Raw genomic sequence first — 15,256 nt, 5'->3', positions numbered from 1 at the left:
GGCTCAGATCTCCAGCGCGCGGGCCGCGTCATGGATCGCGGCGCGGATGCGGATGTACGTTGCGCAACGACAGAGATTGCCGTTCATCGCGAGGTCGATGTCGCGATCGGTCGGCTTCTTGTTTTCCTTGAGCAGAGCGATCGCGCTCATCACCTGGCCGGACTGGCAATAGCCGCATTGCGGCACGTCGCGGTTGGTCCAGGCGGCCTGGACGGCGTCCGCCTCCTTGCCGGCGAGGCCTTCGATGGTGGTGATCTCGCTCGTGCCGACCGCCGAGACCGGCGTGACGCAGGAGCGCAGGGGCTGCCCGTCGATGAAGACGGTGCAGGCGCCGCATTGCGCGACGCCGCAGCCGAACTTGGTGCCGGTCAGGCCGATATTGTCGCGGATCGCCCAGAGCAAGGGCGTGTCGTCGTCGACGTCGACGGTATGCGTCGTCCCGTTGACCTTGAGAGAGACCATGGTTGCCTCCGATGCTGGCATGACGCAGCGCGGCACCATGGTGCGGATCGAGGGCTCGCCCTCGATAGCCCGATCTGACATATCAGATGCGGGCGATGTATCCGTAGCCCTGGGTCGCGCGACTGGACTAATTAGACGTTTTGAGTCTAACTAGGATGGTCGCGCGCAGTTTGGATTTTGTCAAGACTGCTGAAGCTGCAAATGTCGGACAGAAGCGAAAGTTCCAGCGCTCTCCCTCTCGAGGATGCGAAGGCCCGCGTCGATCAGATCGCCGATGCGGCGCTGCGGCTGTTCGCCCGCTATGGCTACAAGCGCAGCTCGATGGACGACATCGCCAGGGAAGCCGGGCTCGCCAAGGCGACGCTCTATCTGCATTTCAAGGGCAAGGACGACGTCTTCCGGGCGATGCTGAACCTGATCGGCCGCCGCGTCGAGGCACGTTGCCGTGAGGTCGTCGCGATGCCCGGGCCGTTTCCGGAGCGGCTCGCCGCCTTGCTCCAGGCCCATCACGGGCAGACCTATGCGAGCTTTGGCACAGGCGAGCATCTCGTCGAGCTCAAGGCGGTGATGAATACGATCGCGACGCGCGAGTTGCAGGCCTTCGAGCAAATCTTCGCCCGATGCGCGCGCCTGCTGCTTCAGAAAGCGGAAGCCCGAGGCGAGATCGCGATGGCGCGCGCTTCGATATCGGTCGATGAGTGGATCGCTGGGATGATGTTCGCCGCAACCGGCGCCAAGACGGGCACGCCACCGAGCTGCGAAGCCTATGCGGAGCGGCTTGCCGGCATCGCCCGCATCTTCGCGGCGGCGGTCTCGTCCCGCTGACGACCGTGGACAACCCGCCGATCGCGGGCGTGCAACCGCGCAATGAGGCGCATCGGAATCAATCGGTTAACCATTCATTGACAGAGTGATTCGCCACGAGGCGCGGTCAGGCCGCGCAGAACTTGTCGATGGAATGCCCGCCATGGTCTCCCGCGCCGAACCTTCCCTCAGCGGTCGCTGGTGGTGGTCGATCGACCGCCTGATCCTTGCCGCACTCATCGCGCTGATGGTGTCGGGCGTCGTGCTGCTGATGGCCGGCGGGCCGCCGGTCGCCGAGCGGCTGGGCCTGTCGACTTTCCATTTCGTCAATCGGCAGGCGGCCTATCTCGCCGGCGCGATCGTGATCTTCCTCAGCGTCTCCTTCATGACGCCCCGGCAGGTGCGCCGCGCGGCGCTGATCCTCTATGTCGGCTCGCTCGCCATGGTGGTGGCGACGCTCTATTTCGGCGTCGAGGTCAAGGGCGCGAAGCGCTGGCTGACGCTCGGCCTCCTGGGCTCCGTGCAGCCCTCCGAATTCCTGAAGCCGGCCTTCGTCGTGATCGCCGCCTGGGCCTTCGCCGAGGGAACGCGCCGGCCGGACCTGCCGGGCACGATCCTCGCCATGCTCATCCTGCCGATCTCGATCGCGCCGTTGGTGCTGCAACCGGATTTCGGCCAGACCATGCTGATCAGCCTGGTCTGGGCCGGGCTGTTCTTCGTCGCCGGCCTGCACTGGTTCTGGGTGATCGGGTTAGGGGGTATCGGCGCCACCGGCATCTTCATCGCCTATGAGCTCGTTCCCCACGTTCGCGCCCGCATCGAGCGCTTCATGGACAAGGGCTCGGGCGACTCGTTCCAGGTCGACACCGCGCTTGAAAGCTTCGCGCAGGGCGGCTGGCTCGGGAAGGGGCCGGGCGAGGGCACGGTGAAGCGCATCCTGCCCGACGCGCATACGGACTTCATCTTCGCCGTCACCGCCGAGGAATTCGGCGTGATCGTCTGCATGATCCTGGTGCTGCTGTTCGCGATCATCGTGATCCGCTCGCTGTTCGTGGCGCAGAAATCGGAGGATCCGTTCACGCGGCTCGCCGTGACCGGGCTCGCGCTGCTCTTCGGCATCCAGGCGGCGATCAACATGATGGTCAACCTGCACATGATGCCGGCCAAGGGCATGACGCTGCCCTTCATCTCCTATGGCGGCTCGTCGCTGCTCTCGCTCGCCGTCGGTACCGGCTTCCTGCTCGCGCTGACGCGGCGCCGGCCGCGCTCGGCCGAGCTCGGTTCCTACAGGGGCTGAGATGGCGACCGGCAAGCTCATCGTGCTGGCCGCCGGGGGAACGGGCGGCCATCTCTTCCCGGCCGAGGCGCTGAGCCATGCGCTCCACGCCAAGGGCATGCGCGTCGTGCTGATGACGGATACGCGCGCGGCCGAATACGCCGGCAGCTTCCCGGCCGAAGCCGTCCATGCGGTGCCGGCCGCAACGCCTTCGGGCCGCTCGCCTCTCAAGATGGCCGCTGCGCTGGTGAAACTCGCCAGGGGCACGCTCGCGGCGCGCGGGATCATCCGCAAGCTCAAGCCGGACGTGGTGGTCGGCTTCGGCGGCTATCCGACCGTGCCGCCGGTGCTCGGCGCCTCGCTAGCCGGCGTGCGCACCGTGATCCACGAGCAGAACGCCGTGATGGGCCGGGCCAACCGCTTCCTGGCAGGGCGGGCCACCGCTATCGCGACCGGCTTCGCCGAGGTGGGCGGCATCGCAGAGGCGCTCAAGGCGAAATGCCGCCATGTCGGCAACCCGGTGCGCCCGGCGGTGCTTGAAGTGGCGGATCGCGACTATGACTGGCCGGGCGAGGGCAAGATCCGGCTCTTGGTCTTCGGCGGCAGCCAGGGCGCGCGGGTGATGGCCGATATTGTGCCGCCCGCGATCCAGCTTCTGACCGATGCCGAGCGGGCGCGCCTCACGATCGTCCAGCAGGCGCGTGCAGAAGACGACGAGCGCGTGCGCGGCATCTACGAGAAGCTCGGGATTCGCGCGACGGTCATGCCCTTCATCAAGGATATGCCGGCCCAGATGGCGGCGGCGCAACTCGTGATCGCCCGCGGCGGGGCCTCGACCGTGGCGGAACTCACGGTGATCGGCCGGCCGGGTATCCTCGTGCCACTGCCGGGCTCGCTCGACCAGGACCAGGCGGCGAACGCGGCTTTCCTCGAGAAGGTGGGTGGAGCGCTGCGGATCCTGCAGCCGGAATTCACCCCGCGGCGGCTCGCCAGCGAGCTTTCGCAGCTCATCGCCCAGCCGGCGCACTTGACGACCATGGCGGCAAACGCGAAGAGCGCGGGCATTCCCGATGCCGCCGACCGCCTTGCCGATCTCGTGATCGCGACGGCCAACTTACAGAACTGACAGGACACGCAGGACCATGAAGCTGCCGCCGAAGCTCGGCTCCATCCATTTCATCGGCATCGGTGGCATCGGCATGTCCGGCATCGCCGAGGTGCTGCATAATCTCGGCTACAAGGTGCAGGGTTCCGACGCCTCCGACGGCGCCAATGTCAAGCGCCTGGCCGAGAAGGGCATCACCACCTTCGTCGGCCACAAGGCCGAGAATTTGGGCGAGGCCGAGGTCGTCGTGGTTTCGACCGCGATCAAGCGCGACAATCCGGAGCTTCTGGCCGCGCGCGAGAATCGCCTGCCGGTGGTGCGCCGGGCCGAGATGCTGGCCGAGCTGATGCGGCTCAAGAGCTGCGTCGCCATCGCCGGAACCCATGGCAAGACGACCACGACCTCGCTGGTCGCGACGCTGCTCGAGAAGGGCGGGCTCGACCCGACCGTGATCAATGGCGGCATCATCAACGCCTATGGCACCAATGCCCGCATGGGCGAGAGCGACTGGATGGTGGTCGAGGCTGACGAGTCCGACGGCACCTTCCTGAAGCTGCCTGCCGACGTCGCGATCGTCACCAATATCGATCCCGAGCATCTCGACCATTTCGGCACCTTCGACGCGATCAAGGCGGCCTTCCGCTCCTTCGTCGAGAACCTGCCCTTCTACGGCTTCGCGGTGATGTGCATCGACCATCCGACGGTGCAGGGCCTCGTCGGCCAGATCACCGACCGCCGCGTCGTCACCTATGGCGAGAACCCGCAGGCCGATTTCCGGCTGATCGACATCGATCTCTCGGGCGGGCAGGCGAAGTTCACACTGCTGATCCGCGACCGCAAGACCGGCCGGGACGAGGTCATCCGCGATCTCGTGATGCCGATGCCCGGCCATCACAACGCGCTCAACGCCACGGCTGCGATCGCGGTCGCCTATGATCTGGGTATCCCGGTCCAGCGCATCCGCGAGGCGCTGGCTGGCTTCGGCGGCGTCAAGCGCCGCTTCACCAAGACAGGCGAGTGGAACGGCGCGCTGATCTTCGACGATTACGGCCACCATCCGGTCGAGATCGCCGCCGTGCTCAAGGCCGCCCGCGCCTCGACCAAGAACAAGGTGATCGCGATCGTGCAGCCGCATCGCTATACGCGCCTGTCGAGCCTGTTCGACGATTTCGCCGCCTGCTTCAACGATGCCGACACGGTGATCGTGGCCGACACCTATGCGGCGGGCGAAGCGCCGATCGCAGGCGCCGACCGCGATTCGCTGGTCGCCGGCATCAAGGCGCGCGGCCACCGCCACGCGTTGCCGCTGGAGTCCTCGGACAAGCTCGCCGGGATGGTGGCGGAGCTGGCGGGGCCGGGCGACTACGTCGTCTGCCTCGGCGCCGGCAACATCACGCAATGGGCCTATGCGCTGCCGGGAGAGCTGGCGGCGCTGAAGGGCTGAGCCTTTTCGACAGAGCCCCGACAGGCTAAAGCGACGCCATGCCCTTCGCAGACCTCTCCTCCGACATCCGTGCCGCGGCTCCCGATCTGCGGGGCCGGCTCCTGCCGAATCAGGATCTCTCCGCCCTGACCTGGTTTCGGGTCGGGGGGGCGGCGCAGCTCCTGTTCACGCCGGCCGACGAAGACGATCTCGCCTATCTGCTCTCGAAGCTGCCGGCGGAGATTCCGGTCACGGTGATCGGGCTCGGCTCCAACCTGATCGTACGCGACGGCGGGATTCCCGGTCTCGTCATCCGGCTTGGCGGCAAGGGCTTCACCGAAATCGCTGTCGAACCGGGCGATCGGCTCCGGGCCGGGACGGCGGTGCCGGACGTCAAGGTGGCCCGCGCGGCGGCTGATGCTTCGCTCGACGGCCTCGCCTTCTTTCGCGGCATCCCCGGCTCGATCGGCGGGGCGTTGCGGATGAATGCCGGTGCCCATGGCGGCGAGACCACCGATGTGCTGGTTGAGGCGCGCGGCGTCACCCGCAAGGGTGAGCTCGTGAAGCTCAGCCATGCGCAGATGGGCTTCACCTATCGCAACAGCGCGGAGGCGACCCGCGAGATCATCTTCACCTCCGCTCTGTTCCAGGGGCGGCCGGGCGAGCAGGCTGCGATCCAGGCCGAGATGGACCGGGTGACACAGGCGCGCGAGGCGGCGCAGCCGATCAAGGAGCGCACCGGGGGCTCGACCTTCAAGAACCCGGAAGGCGGCAAGGCCTGGCAGCTCATCGACGCTGCCGGCTGCCGCGGCCTGCGCATCGGCGGGGCGCAGGTGTCGGAGATGCACTGCAATTTCCTGATCAACACCGGCGGCGCGACGGCGGCCGATGTCGAAGGGCTCGGCGAGGAGGTACGCCGCCGGGTGAAGGAGAATTCCGGCTTCGAGCTGCAGTGGGAGATCAAGCGGATCGGGGTTGCGGCCTAGCAGCCGCTGCCGCGGCCCGGCGCGAGAGCAGCATGCCCGTGATCGTCGAGCCCAGGATGACCGCGATGCCGAGGAGCTGGACACCACCCAGCCACTGCCCGAGCAGGACGGCGCCGAGAATGGTCGCGACCGTCGGGCTGAGCAGGCCGAGGAAGGCGACGCTGGCGCCGAGCGTGGTGATGCCCCTGACCCAGAGCCAATAGGCGAGGGCAGTGCCGACGAGCACAAGATAGCCGAGGCCGATTCCGTTCAGGATCGTCGGTGCTGGCGGCAGCCCTTCGACCAACAGCGCCACCGGCAGCAGGATCAGCCCGCCCAGGGTGAGTTGCCAGGCTGCCAGCGCCAGGGGCGAGCCCATCTTGCCCCAGCGCTCGATCAGGACCGTTCCCGTCGCCATGGAAGCGGCGCTGGCGAGGCCGGCGACGATGCCGGCGGCATCCAGCTTCGCTTGCGGATCGAGCACCAGCAAGGCGACACCGATGAGGCCGGCGAGCGCTGCGAGGATCTGCCCGCGGCCTGGGCGCCGGCCGAGCAGGGGCCAGGCCAGCAGGCCGACGATCAGCGGCTGCGTCGACCCGACCGTCGCGGCGAGCCCTCCGGGGAGGCGCGCGGCGCTGACGAAAAGCAGTGCGAAGAAGATGCCGATATTCGCGAGACCCAGAGCGGACAGCGGCAACAGCTTGTCGCGTGGCGGCAGGCCGGGGCCGAGGGCCATCAGCAGCAGGCCGGCCGGCAGCGCCCGCAACGCGCCGACAAGCAGTGGGTGATCGACCGGAAGCGTCTGGGTGAAGACGATATAGGTCGAACCCCAGAGGCAAGGCACGAGAATGGTGGTCAGCAGGGTTCTGTTCAGGTTGAGCGACATGGCGACCTCCGGTGCCGCAGAGCTTGGCTTCCGCATGCGCCGACGCTATCTTTGTTCGACGTCATATATTTCGATATCAAAATATATGACGTGAAAATATTTGCAAGGAGCGAAGATGGAGCGGGATCGACCCGGGCCTCAGGGTGGTGCGATGGATTCGATCCTCGCACAGTGGCGGCGCGAGCGGCCTGACCTCGACGCGAGCGTCATGGCTGTTTGCGGCGACCTGTGGCGTGCTGCGGACCGGGTGCGCGATGGGGTTGCTGCCAATCTCGCGGCCGATGATCTCGATCTTGCTGGTTTCGACGTGCTGCTGACCCTGCGCCGGCAGGGGAAGGGGCAGGCCCTGTCGCCGTCCGAGCTCGCCCAGGACATGATGATCTCGACCTCTGCGATGACGAACCGTCTCGACCGGTTGCAGAAGCGGGGGCTGATCGACCGGCTCGCGGATCCGGAGGATCGGCGGGCGCTGCGCGTCGTGCTGACCGAGGCCGGCTTCGCGCTGGCGGAGCGAATCGTCGTCAGCCATGTCGCGACCGAGGAACGATTGGTCAGCGCGCTTTCAGAGGAGGAGCGGGCGGAGCTGAGGCGGCTGCTCGCGAAGATCGGCTAGCGGCTGCTGATTCTCTGAAGAAGCACTGCGGTCGTCCCGGGGCTTCGCTTCGCTCCAGCCGGGATGACCCGCGTTTCATTGAAAACACATGTGCTCGATCCCGCCGCGAATGGGTTCCGCAGGGTCTTGCTCCAAAACGCCGATGCCGCCCCTTAACGCCGCGTTCGTCTTGGTTAACGAGCTGTTAACCAAGTTTAACGAGGTTGGACCCAACGCAGCGGCGCGGGGCTCCGATGATCGAACATGTTGCAGTGCTGATGGGGGGATGGTCCGTCGAGCGGGAGGTCAGCCTCAACAGCGGTGCGGCCTGCGCCCGCGCCCTGGAAGGGCAGGGCTATCGCGTCACCCGCGTCGACGTGCAGCGCGACATCGCCGAGGTGCTGGCGAAGCTGAAGCCGGATGTCGCCTTCAATGCCCTGCATGGCCGCTTCGGCGAGGATGGCACGATCCAGGGCGTGCTCGAGATCCTGCGCATTCCCTATACCCATTCCGGCGTGCTGGCCTCGGCGCTGGCGATCCGCAAGGACCGGGCGAAGACGGTGGTGAAGGCGGCTGGCGTCCCGGTCGCGCATGGCGTCAACGTCTCGCGATTCGCGGCCGCGAAGAGCCATGTCCTGCCGCCGCCCTATGTGCTGAAGCCGGTCGACGAGGGCTCCTCCGTCGGCGTCGTGATCGTCAAGAAGGGGCGAGAGCACCCGCCGCAGGAGATCGCCCGGCCGGACTGGCCTTGCGGCGATATGCTGCTGGCGGAGACCTTCATCGCCGGGCGCGAGCTGACCTGCGCCGTGATGGGCGGCCGGTCGCTGGGTGTGACCGAAATACAAGCCGCAACTGGTGAATTCTACGACTATGACGCGAAGTACGCAAAAGGTGGCTCGATCCACATCTGTCCGGCTCAAATTTTACCGAAAATTTACCAGCAGATCGAAGAGTGTGCGTTAACGGCGCATCAAGCAATCGGATGCCGGGGCGTCAGCCGATCTGATTTCCGCTACGACGACGAGAGCGACACGCTCGTCTGGCTGGAAGTCAATACGCAGCCCGGGATGACCGAGACCAGCCTGGTGCCCGAACTGGCTGCCCATGCGGGCCTGAATTTCGGTGAGCTCGTCAAATGGATGGTGCAGGACGCCTCCCTCGATCGGTGAAAGCGATGACGGCGAAAACCTCCTCGCGCCAGCCGGTCGCGGCTACCGGCCCGCAACTGCTGATCGGCAGTGAGCGACAGGGACGCTGGATGCGGCGCCCGCGCCGCTCGGCCACGCCCCTGGCTGAGCGCATCCCGCGCGGCATCGGCTCCTGGCTCGCGCTCGGCTACCTCGCGCTCAGCCTCGGCAGCGGTTTCGTCATCGGCGGCCAGTATCAGGCGATGCAGGACGCCAATGGCGCGCCGCAGCACATGATCGCGCGCATGCTCGGCTTCGGCATCGACCGCGTCACGATCTCGGGCCTCTGGGGGCTGTCGGAGCAGGAGGTGCTCGTTGCCGCCGGCATCGATTCGAAGACCTCGCTGATGTTCTTCGACGCCGACGAGGCGCGCCGGCAGCTCGAGGCCAACCCGCTGATCCGCGAGGCGCAGGTGCGCAAGCTCTATCCGGGCGAGATCTCGATCTCGCTGACCGAGCGCGAGCCCTATGCGCTCTGGCAGGTCAAGGGCGAGCTTTTCGTGATCGCGGCTGATGGCACGGTGATCGACAAGATGGACGATGGCCGCTTCGCCTTCCTGCCGCTGGTCGTGGGCAAGAATGCCAATATCCGCGCGAGCGAATATCTGGCGCTGCGCAAGGAGGCCGGTCCGCTGGCGGAGCATATCCGCGCCGGCATGCTGGTGTCCGACCGTCGCTGGGACCTCAAGCTCGATAACGGCATGGATGTGCGCTTGCCCGAGGCGAAGCCGGAGGCCGCGATCGGGCGGCTCGCTTCGCTGGAGAGCAACGACCGCATCCTCGACAAGGACGTCCTCGCCATCGACCTGCGTCAGCCGGATCGCGTGGTGATGCGCCTCTCCGAGGAGGCGGCTGCCGCCCGGGCCGAGATGCTGAAGAACCGCGCCAAGACCAAGAAGAAGGGAGGGGAGGCGTGAACCACTTCACCTCCCAGGGCCTGACCCCGCGCATGCGCCCGCTCTCGGCGCGCAAGAGCGCGACGCTGTCGATTCTCGATATCGGCACGAGCAAGGTCGTCTGCCTGATCGCCGAGCTGAACCCGGCCGAGGCCAATGAGCGGCTGCGCGGGCGCACCCATGTCGCCCGCATCATCGGCATCGGCCATCAGCGCTCGCTCGGCCTCAAGGGCGGGGCGATCATCGATCTCGAAAGCGCCGAGCGCGCCATCCGCGCCGCGGTTGACGCGGCCGAGCGCATGGCCAAGGTCGAGGTGCAGTCGGTCATCGTCAATCTGACCGGCGGGCGCATCGGCTCGCAGCACTATGCGGCCGGCGTCGATCTGCGCTCCGGCTCGGTCGGAGATGCCGACGTCAAGCGCGTCCTCGCCACCGCCGCGACCCATGCGATCCGCCCCGGCAAGGCCGTGCTCCATGCGCTGCCGACCGGCTATGCGCTCGACGGCGTGCCGGGCGTGCTCGATCCGCGCGGGCTGATCGGCGGCAAGCTCTCCGTCGACATGCATGTCGTCGCCAGCGAGGCGGCGGCGGCGCGCAACGTCATGCTGGCGGTCGAGCGCTGCCATCTCGAGGTCGAGGCGGTCGTCGCGACGCCCTATGCCTCCGGCCTTTCGGTCCTGGTCGATGACGAGGCGGAGATGGGCGTGGTCGTCGTCGATCTCGGCGGCGGCTCGACGAGCCTCGGCGTCTTCGCCGGCGGCCATCTGATGCATGCCGACGCCATCGCGGTCGGCGGCAACCATATCACCATGGACGTGGCGCGCGGGCTCTCGACCCGTGTCTCTGCGGCCGAGCGGCTGAAGACGCTGCACGGCTCCTGCATCGCCAGCGCCTCCGACGAGCGCGACATGATCGCGGTGCCGCAGGTCGACGACGACGAGCGCGACATGCCGAACCATCTCGCCAAGTCGCATCTCGTGCGCATCATCAAGCCGCGGGTCGAGGAGATTCTCGAACTGGTCCGCGATCGGCTGAACAATGCCGGCTTCTCGGCCCAGGCCGGGCGCCGCGTCGTGCTGACCGGCGGAGCCTGCCAGCTCACCGGCCTGCCCGAGGTGGCGCGGCGCATTCTCGGGGGCCAAGTTCGCACCGGTCGCCCGCTCGGCATCAAGGGATTGCCCGAAGCCGGCAAGGGGCCGGCCTTTGCGGCGGCGGTCGGCCTGCTGGTCTATCCGCAGGTCGCGCATGTCGAGCATTTCGAACCACGCGCCGCCGGCGGGCGCTATTTCGCGACCGGGACGGACGGCTATTTCTCGCGCGTCGGGCGGTGGCTGAAGGACAGTTTCTGAACTTGGCGCGGAAAAGCGGAAACCGGTTTTCCCGGACCGCTACTCCAAGACCGGCCAAGTTCCAGAATTGAGTGAGTACCGCCCGCGTCAGCGGGCACGGCGTCAAACGTAGCAATCGACGGCTCCCGCCAGGCGCCGGTCAAAGGGATCAAAAGAGGCAATCATGGCGATGAATCTGCAAGCCCCGGACATCCGGGAACTCAAGCCCCGGATCACGGTCTTCGGTGTCGGCGGTGCGGGCGGCAATGCGGTCAACAACATGATCGAGGCCGGTCTCGACGGCGTCGACTTCGTCTGCGCCAACACGGATGCGCAGGCGCTGGCGCTCTCGCGCTCCTCGCGCATCATCCAGATGGGCCTCCAGGTCACCGAGGGCCTCGGCGCCGGCTCGCAGCCGGAAGTCGGGCGGGCCGCGGCCGAGGAAGTCATCGACGAGATTCGCGATCACCTGGCGGGCGCACATATGGTCTTCATCACCGCCGGCATGGGCGGCGGCACCGGCACGGGCGCTGCCCCGGCCATCGCCCGCGTCGCCCGCGACATGGGGATCCTGACCGTCGGCGTCGTCACCAAGCCCTTCCAGTTCGAGGGCCAGCGCCGCATGCGCATGGCGGAAGCCGGCATCTCCGAGCTCAACGAGGCTGTCGATACGCTGATCGTCATCCCGAACCAGAACCTGTTCCGCGTCGCCAACGAGACGACCGGCTTCGCCGACGCCTTCGGCATGGCTGACCAGGTGCTCTATTCGGGCGTCGCCTGCATCACCGACCTGATGGTCCGTCCCGGCCTCATCAACCTCGACTTCGCCGACGTGCGCGCAGTGATGCGTGGCATGGGCAAGGCGATGATGGGCACCGGCGAGGCGCAGGGCGAGAAGCGCGCGCTGACCGCAGCCCAGGCCGCGATCAACAACCCGCTGCTTGACGACATCTCGATGAAGGGCGCGCGCGGCCTGCTGATCTCGATCACCGGCGGGCGCGACATGAAGCTGTACGAGGTCGACGAGGCTGCCACCCGCATCCGCGAGGAGGTCGATTCCGAGGCCAACATCATCGTCGGCGCCACCTTCGACGAATCGCTCGAGGGCACGGTGCGCGTCTCGGTCGTCGCGACCGGCATCGACAAGCCGCTCTCGCATGTCGGCGAGTCCGACGAGACCGAAGCCCGCATTGCCCAGGTGGCCGAGCGCCTGAAGCAGGAGGCCCGCCTGCGCAGCAATGCCGCGACGCAGGCGCCCCGTCCCGCCCAGCAGCCCGCGCCGGTGATCGAGACGGCTCGTGCCGCTCCGCTCGCCGAGCCGGTTCCCGCCGCGCAGGTCACGCAGGACATCCGCATCGAGCCGATGCAGCCGCGTGCGATGATGGTCGCTGCTCCGGCGCCCGAGCCGCACGCCCCGGCCGAGCCGAGCCTGCACTTCGACGAGAGCTTCATTCCGCCGGCGCCGGAGCGCGCGGTGCGCCCGACCCGCATGCCGCGGATCGAGGATCTGCCGGCTCCGGGCCAGGCCCAGCTCCACGCCCAGCGCGGCGCGCAGCCCGTGCCGCAGGCGCCGAGCGCCGTCGAGCAGAAGCGCATGTCGCTGATGCAGCGCCTTGCCTCGGTCGGTTTCGGCCGCAAGGACGAGGAGGAGCAGCACGCCGCGCCGGCGCCTGTTCCGGCGCGCCAGGCCCCGGCCATGCCGCAGGCGGCGGCGCCGAGCGCTGCCCATGCCGAGTACATGCGTCGCCCGGCGCCGCCGGCCTCGCGCCCGGCCCAGGGCCAGCTCGATCCGCATGGCCGTGCCGCGCCGACTCGCAACAGCGAAGAAGACCAGCTGGAGATTCCGGCTTTCCTGCGCCGCCAGGCGAACTGATCTCCCGGCCCGTCGCGGCCTTGTAACCAATCCCGTCGCGCAGGCTGCGCGGCGGGATTTTCGCTGTTAAAAAATCGTTATCTTTCAGTCTGTTATTGTTCCGCCCTCAAAGCTTTCCGGCTGTAACACAGCGAAAGAAAGCGTGATTTTGAGAGGCCGCCTCTAAGGCTTATGTTGCGGCCGCACCAAGAGATTGGCCTACCGGTAGCCGGCTCGATGCCGACTTCGGGAATGTCGCCGCCGGCGATCGCTGCATGGGCAGCGGACATCGGTCGTAGCGATCAGGATTGGATACCGGAATGAACTTCGATCGGCAGACGACTTTGCGGGCTGCGGTGACCCTGAGCGGGATCGGCGTGCATTCCGGCGCTCCCGCGAGCATCTGCCTCAAGCCCTCCAGCGCGAATTCCGGCGTCGTCTTCCTGCGGACGGGCATCGAGGGCATGCCGCCCCAGCTCATCCACGCCAAGCACACCAAGGTCAGCGCCACCGAGCTCTGCACCGTGATCGGCGACCGCGGCCCGGCCTCGGTCTCGACGATCGAGCATCTGATGTCGGCCTGCGCGGGCCTCGGCGTCGACAACGTGCTGGTCGAGATCGACGGGCCGGAGATGCCGATCATGGACGGCAGCGCCAGGGAGTTCGTCGCCGCGATCGAGGCCACCGGCCTCGTGACCCTCGCTGCGCCGCGCCGCTACCTCAAGGTTCTCCAGCCGGTTCGGATCGAGCAGGGCCGTGCCTTCGCCGAGCTGATGCCGGCCGAGCAGGGCTTCCGCCTCGATGTCGAGATCGATTTCGATACCGCCGTGATCGGCCGCCAGCGCAAGATCTTCGATCTCGACGCCAAGGCCTATGCCAGCGAGATCTCCAAGGCGCGCACCTTCGGCTTCATGCGTGATGTCGAGCAGCTCTGGAAGGCCGGCTTCGCGCTCGGCGCCTCGCTCGACAACACGGTCGCGATCGGCGACGACAAGGTCATCAATCCCGAGGGGCTGCGCTATGGCGACGAGTTCGTGCGCCACAAGGTGCTCGACGCCATCGGCGATCTGGCGCTGGCGGGCTATCCGATCATCGGCGAGTTCCGCTCCTATTGCGGCGGTCACCGGATGAATGTCCGCATCCTCGAGGCGCTTTTCGCCGACCGCGCGAATTTCGCGATCGTCGAATCCCAGCCGGTCTTCGCGCCGGCCCGCGCCGTGCAGATGTCGGCGGTTGCTCCGGCCGCCTACGCGCCCGATCTCCACTGAAATCACGCGAGCCGGAGCGCTTCGCCGAAAAGCGGTAGCGTTTTTCTGTCGAAGAAATGCCTTGGTCGCGTCGATCAGCGTCGTTTCGCCTTTCCTTCGCCCGCTTTTTGTCCGAGATGCCGCAGTGCTGCGGAATCGAGCCTTAACCGGCTTTCGGCAGTGGCGCGCGGGAGGCGTCTGAGGTAAGGCATGCTTCCCGCAGGCGGGGACGATCGAAAGAGGAAGACGACGTGAGCGTGACGCGGCAAAGCCTACCGGCAATCCATCGCGGCGTATCTCCGCGCAAGGGCATGGCCCTGGCGCTCGGCGCTGCCATGCTGCTCGGCGGCTGCGATACGCTGTCCTCGCTCAACCCCTTCGACAGGCCCGAGGTCTACAAGCCCGACCTGACCCCCACGACGCCGGCCGACAAGCTCTACAATGAGGGTCTGGCGCGCCTGCAGAACGGCGACAGCGAAGGCGCGTCCAAGAAGTTCGAGGACATCGACAAGTCGGCGCCGTTCTCGCCCTACGCCCGCAAGGGCCTGCTGATGACGGCCTACACCAATTTCCAGGCCTCGAAATGGGAAGAGACGATCACCGCTTCCAAGCGCTTCATCGCCCAGAACCCGGCGAGCCCCGATGCGGCCTATGCCCAGTACCTGATGGCGATGTCCTATTATAACCAGATCCCGGACACGACCCGCGATCAGGAGCGGACACGGCAGGCGATCCAGGCTTTCGAGGAGCTCGTCGCCCGCTATCCCAAGTCGGAATACGTGCTCGACGCCAAGGAGAAGCTCCTGGTGGCGCGCGACCAGCTCGCCGGCAAGGAGATGAATGTCGGCCGCTATTATCTCGAGAAGCGCAATTACACCGCAGCGGTGAACCGCTTCCGCGAGGTCATCATCAAGTACCAGACCACCCGCCATGTCGAAGAGGCGCTGGAGCGCCTGACTGAGGCCTATATGGCGCTGGGCATCACCAACGAAGCGCAGACCGCCGCCGCCGTACTCGGGCATAACTTCCCCGACAGCCCATGGTACAAGGACGCCTACAAGTTGCTGCAGAGCGGCGGCCTGGAACCGCGCGAGGACCGTGGCTCCTATATCAGCCGCGCCTTCGACGGCTTCCAGAAGGCTGTAGGCGGCATCGTCGGGCTGGGTTCCCTCTGACGGAGCTCGCATGAGCCAGAGGCGACCCTGCCGGCTCCGAAACGCGCGCTGAACGCCG

Annotated in this window: 14 protein-coding genes; 12 read left to right on the top strand and 2 right to left on the bottom strand. The window is 67.1% G+C overall.

Annotation, left to right across the window (positions count from 1 at the left end):
- Window positions 1–3: 3 nt before the first annotated feature.
- On the bottom strand, window positions 4–462 hold the full coding sequence (locus GY40_RS04130; RefSeq protein ID WP_038360026.1) for a (2Fe-2S)-binding protein: 459 nt from the start codon (window positions 460–462) through the stop codon (window positions 4–6).
- A 201-nt stretch (window positions 463–663) separates the two neighbouring features.
- Between GY40_RS04130 and GY40_RS26425 the strand changes: the two genes are divergently transcribed.
- The 5 genes from GY40_RS26425 (at window position 664) to murB (ending at window position 6,056) form a co-directional block, all read left to right on the top strand.
- The gene (locus GY40_RS26425) at window positions 664–1,287 is read left to right on the top strand and encodes a TetR/AcrR family transcriptional regulator (protein WP_051987493.1); all 624 of its coding nucleotides are present in this window, start codon (window positions 664–666) and stop codon (window positions 1,285–1,287) included.
- Window positions 1,288–1,429: 142 nt separating this feature from the next.
- On the top strand, window positions 1,430–2,563 hold the full coding sequence (locus GY40_RS04120) for an FtsW/RodA/SpoVE family cell cycle protein (protein WP_038358876.1): 1,134 nt from the start codon (window positions 1,430–1,432) through the stop codon (window positions 2,561–2,563).
- A gap of 1 nt (window position 2,564) precedes the next feature.
- Window positions 2,565–3,668 (top strand): undecaprenyldiphospho-muramoylpentapeptide beta-N-acetylglucosaminyltransferase, encoded by a 1,104-nt coding sequence (gene murG, locus GY40_RS04115; RefSeq protein WP_038358874.1) that lies wholly within the window; start codon window positions 2,565–2,567, stop codon window positions 3,666–3,668.
- A gap of 16 nt (window positions 3,669–3,684) precedes the next feature.
- Window positions 3,685–5,091 (top strand): UDP-N-acetylmuramate--L-alanine ligase, encoded by a 1,407-nt coding sequence (gene murC / locus GY40_RS04110; protein ID WP_038358871.1) that lies wholly within the window; start codon window positions 3,685–3,687, stop codon window positions 5,089–5,091.
- Window positions 5,092–5,129: 38 nt separating this feature from the next.
- A complete protein-coding gene (murB, locus tag GY40_RS04105; RefSeq protein ID WP_038358869.1) occupies window positions 5,130–6,056 on the top strand; it encodes a UDP-N-acetylmuramate dehydrogenase in 927 nt (308 codons plus the stop codon).
- Here murB and GY40_RS04100 read toward each other — a convergent pair.
- A complete protein-coding gene (locus GY40_RS04100; protein ID WP_038358868.1) occupies window positions 6,031–6,921 on the bottom strand; it encodes an EamA family transporter in 891 nt (296 codons plus the stop codon). The genes murB and GY40_RS04100 overlap by 26 nt on opposite strands.
- 151 nt (window positions 6,922–7,072) lie before the next feature.
- On the opposite strand from GY40_RS04100, the gene GY40_RS04095 reads away from it, so the two are divergent.
- From GY40_RS04095 to GY40_RS04065, 7 genes are all read left to right on the top strand, one after another.
- Window positions 7,073–7,534 (top strand): MarR family winged helix-turn-helix transcriptional regulator, encoded by a 462-nt coding sequence (locus tag GY40_RS04095; RefSeq protein ID WP_081925123.1) that lies wholly within the window; start codon window positions 7,073–7,075, stop codon window positions 7,532–7,534.
- Window positions 7,535–7,767: 233 nt separating this feature from the next.
- On the top strand, window positions 7,768–8,682 hold the full coding sequence (locus GY40_RS04090; protein ID WP_038358864.1) for a D-alanine--D-alanine ligase: 915 nt from the start codon (window positions 7,768–7,770) through the stop codon (window positions 8,680–8,682).
- 5 nt (window positions 8,683–8,687) lie between these two features.
- Window positions 8,688–9,617 carry a cell division protein FtsQ/DivIB gene (locus tag GY40_RS04085; protein WP_248311085.1) on the top strand — a complete coding sequence of 310 codons (930 nt, stop codon included), beginning with the start codon at window positions 8,688–8,690 and terminating at the stop codon, window positions 9,615–9,617.
- A 32-nt stretch (window positions 9,618–9,649) separates the two neighbouring features.
- Complete coding sequence (ftsA, locus tag GY40_RS04080) at window positions 9,650–10,945, top strand: cell division protein FtsA (protein WP_038360020.1); 1,296 nt, start codon at window positions 9,650–9,652, stop codon at window positions 10,943–10,945.
- A 163-nt stretch (window positions 10,946–11,108) separates the two neighbouring features.
- Entirely contained in the window at window positions 11,109–12,797 is a 1,689-nt protein-coding gene (ftsZ, locus tag GY40_RS04075) for a cell division protein FtsZ (protein ID WP_038358862.1), read from the top strand.
- Window positions 12,798–13,096: 299 nt separating this feature from the next.
- Complete coding sequence (lpxC, locus tag GY40_RS04070; RefSeq protein WP_038358860.1) at window positions 13,097–14,044, top strand: UDP-3-O-acyl-N-acetylglucosamine deacetylase; 948 nt, start codon at window positions 13,097–13,099, stop codon at window positions 14,042–14,044.
- 290 nt (window positions 14,045–14,334) lie between these two features.
- Complete coding sequence (locus GY40_RS04065; RefSeq protein ID WP_051987492.1) at window positions 14,335–15,198, top strand: outer membrane protein assembly factor BamD; 864 nt, start codon at window positions 14,335–14,337, stop codon at window positions 15,196–15,198.
- The last annotated feature ends 58 nt before the right edge of the window (window positions 15,199–15,256 follow it).

The sequence above is a fragment of the Allobosea sp. UNC402CLCol genome, assembly GCF_000745475.1.
In the GTDB taxonomy this organism is placed as follows: Bacteria; Pseudomonadota; Alphaproteobacteria; order Rhizobiales; family Beijerinckiaceae; genus Allobosea; species Allobosea spartocytisi.
Note: the sequence above shows the minus strand (reverse complement) of the source record. Positions and strands in the feature narration are given on the sequence as shown.

Excerpts from the sequence above, each read along its gene's own strand:
- GY40_RS04130 (WP_038360026.1), bottom strand. The coding sequence starts at position 462 with ATGGTCTCTCTCAAGGTCAACGGGACGACGCATACCGTCGACGTCGAC.
- GY40_RS26425 (WP_051987493.1), top strand. The coding sequence starts at position 664 with ATGTCGGACAGAAGCGAAAGTTCCAGCGCTCTCCCTCTCGAGGATGCG.
- GY40_RS04120 (WP_038358876.1), top strand. The coding sequence starts at position 1,430 with ATGGTCTCCCGCGCCGAACCTTCCCTCAGCGGTCGCTGGTGGTGGTCG.
- murG (WP_038358874.1), top strand. The coding sequence starts at position 2,565 with ATGGCGACCGGCAAGCTCATCGTGCTGGCCGCCGGGGGAACGGGCGGC.
- murC (WP_038358871.1), top strand. The coding sequence starts at position 3,685 with ATGAAGCTGCCGCCGAAGCTCGGCTCCATCCATTTCATCGGCATCGGT.
- murB (WP_038358869.1), top strand. The coding sequence starts at position 5,130 with ATGCCCTTCGCAGACCTCTCCTCCGACATCCGTGCCGCGGCTCCCGAT.
- GY40_RS04100 (WP_038358868.1), bottom strand. The coding sequence starts at position 6,921 with ATGTCGCTCAACCTGAACAGAACCCTGCTGACCACCATTCTCGTGCCT.
- GY40_RS04095 (WP_081925123.1), top strand. The coding sequence starts at position 7,073 with ATGGATTCGATCCTCGCACAGTGGCGGCGCGAGCGGCCTGACCTCGAC.
- GY40_RS04090 (WP_038358864.1), top strand. The coding sequence starts at position 7,768 with ATGATCGAACATGTTGCAGTGCTGATGGGGGGATGGTCCGTCGAGCGG.
- GY40_RS04085 (WP_248311085.1), top strand. The coding sequence starts at position 8,688 with ATGACGGCGAAAACCTCCTCGCGCCAGCCGGTCGCGGCTACCGGCCCG.
- ftsA (WP_038360020.1), top strand. The coding sequence starts at position 9,650 with ATGCGCCCGCTCTCGGCGCGCAAGAGCGCGACGCTGTCGATTCTCGAT.
- ftsZ (WP_038358862.1), top strand. The coding sequence starts at position 11,109 with ATGGCGATGAATCTGCAAGCCCCGGACATCCGGGAACTCAAGCCCCGG.
- lpxC (WP_038358860.1), top strand. The coding sequence starts at position 13,097 with ATGAACTTCGATCGGCAGACGACTTTGCGGGCTGCGGTGACCCTGAGC.
- GY40_RS04065 (WP_051987492.1), top strand. The coding sequence starts at position 14,335 with ATGGCCCTGGCGCTCGGCGCTGCCATGCTGCTCGGCGGCTGCGATACG.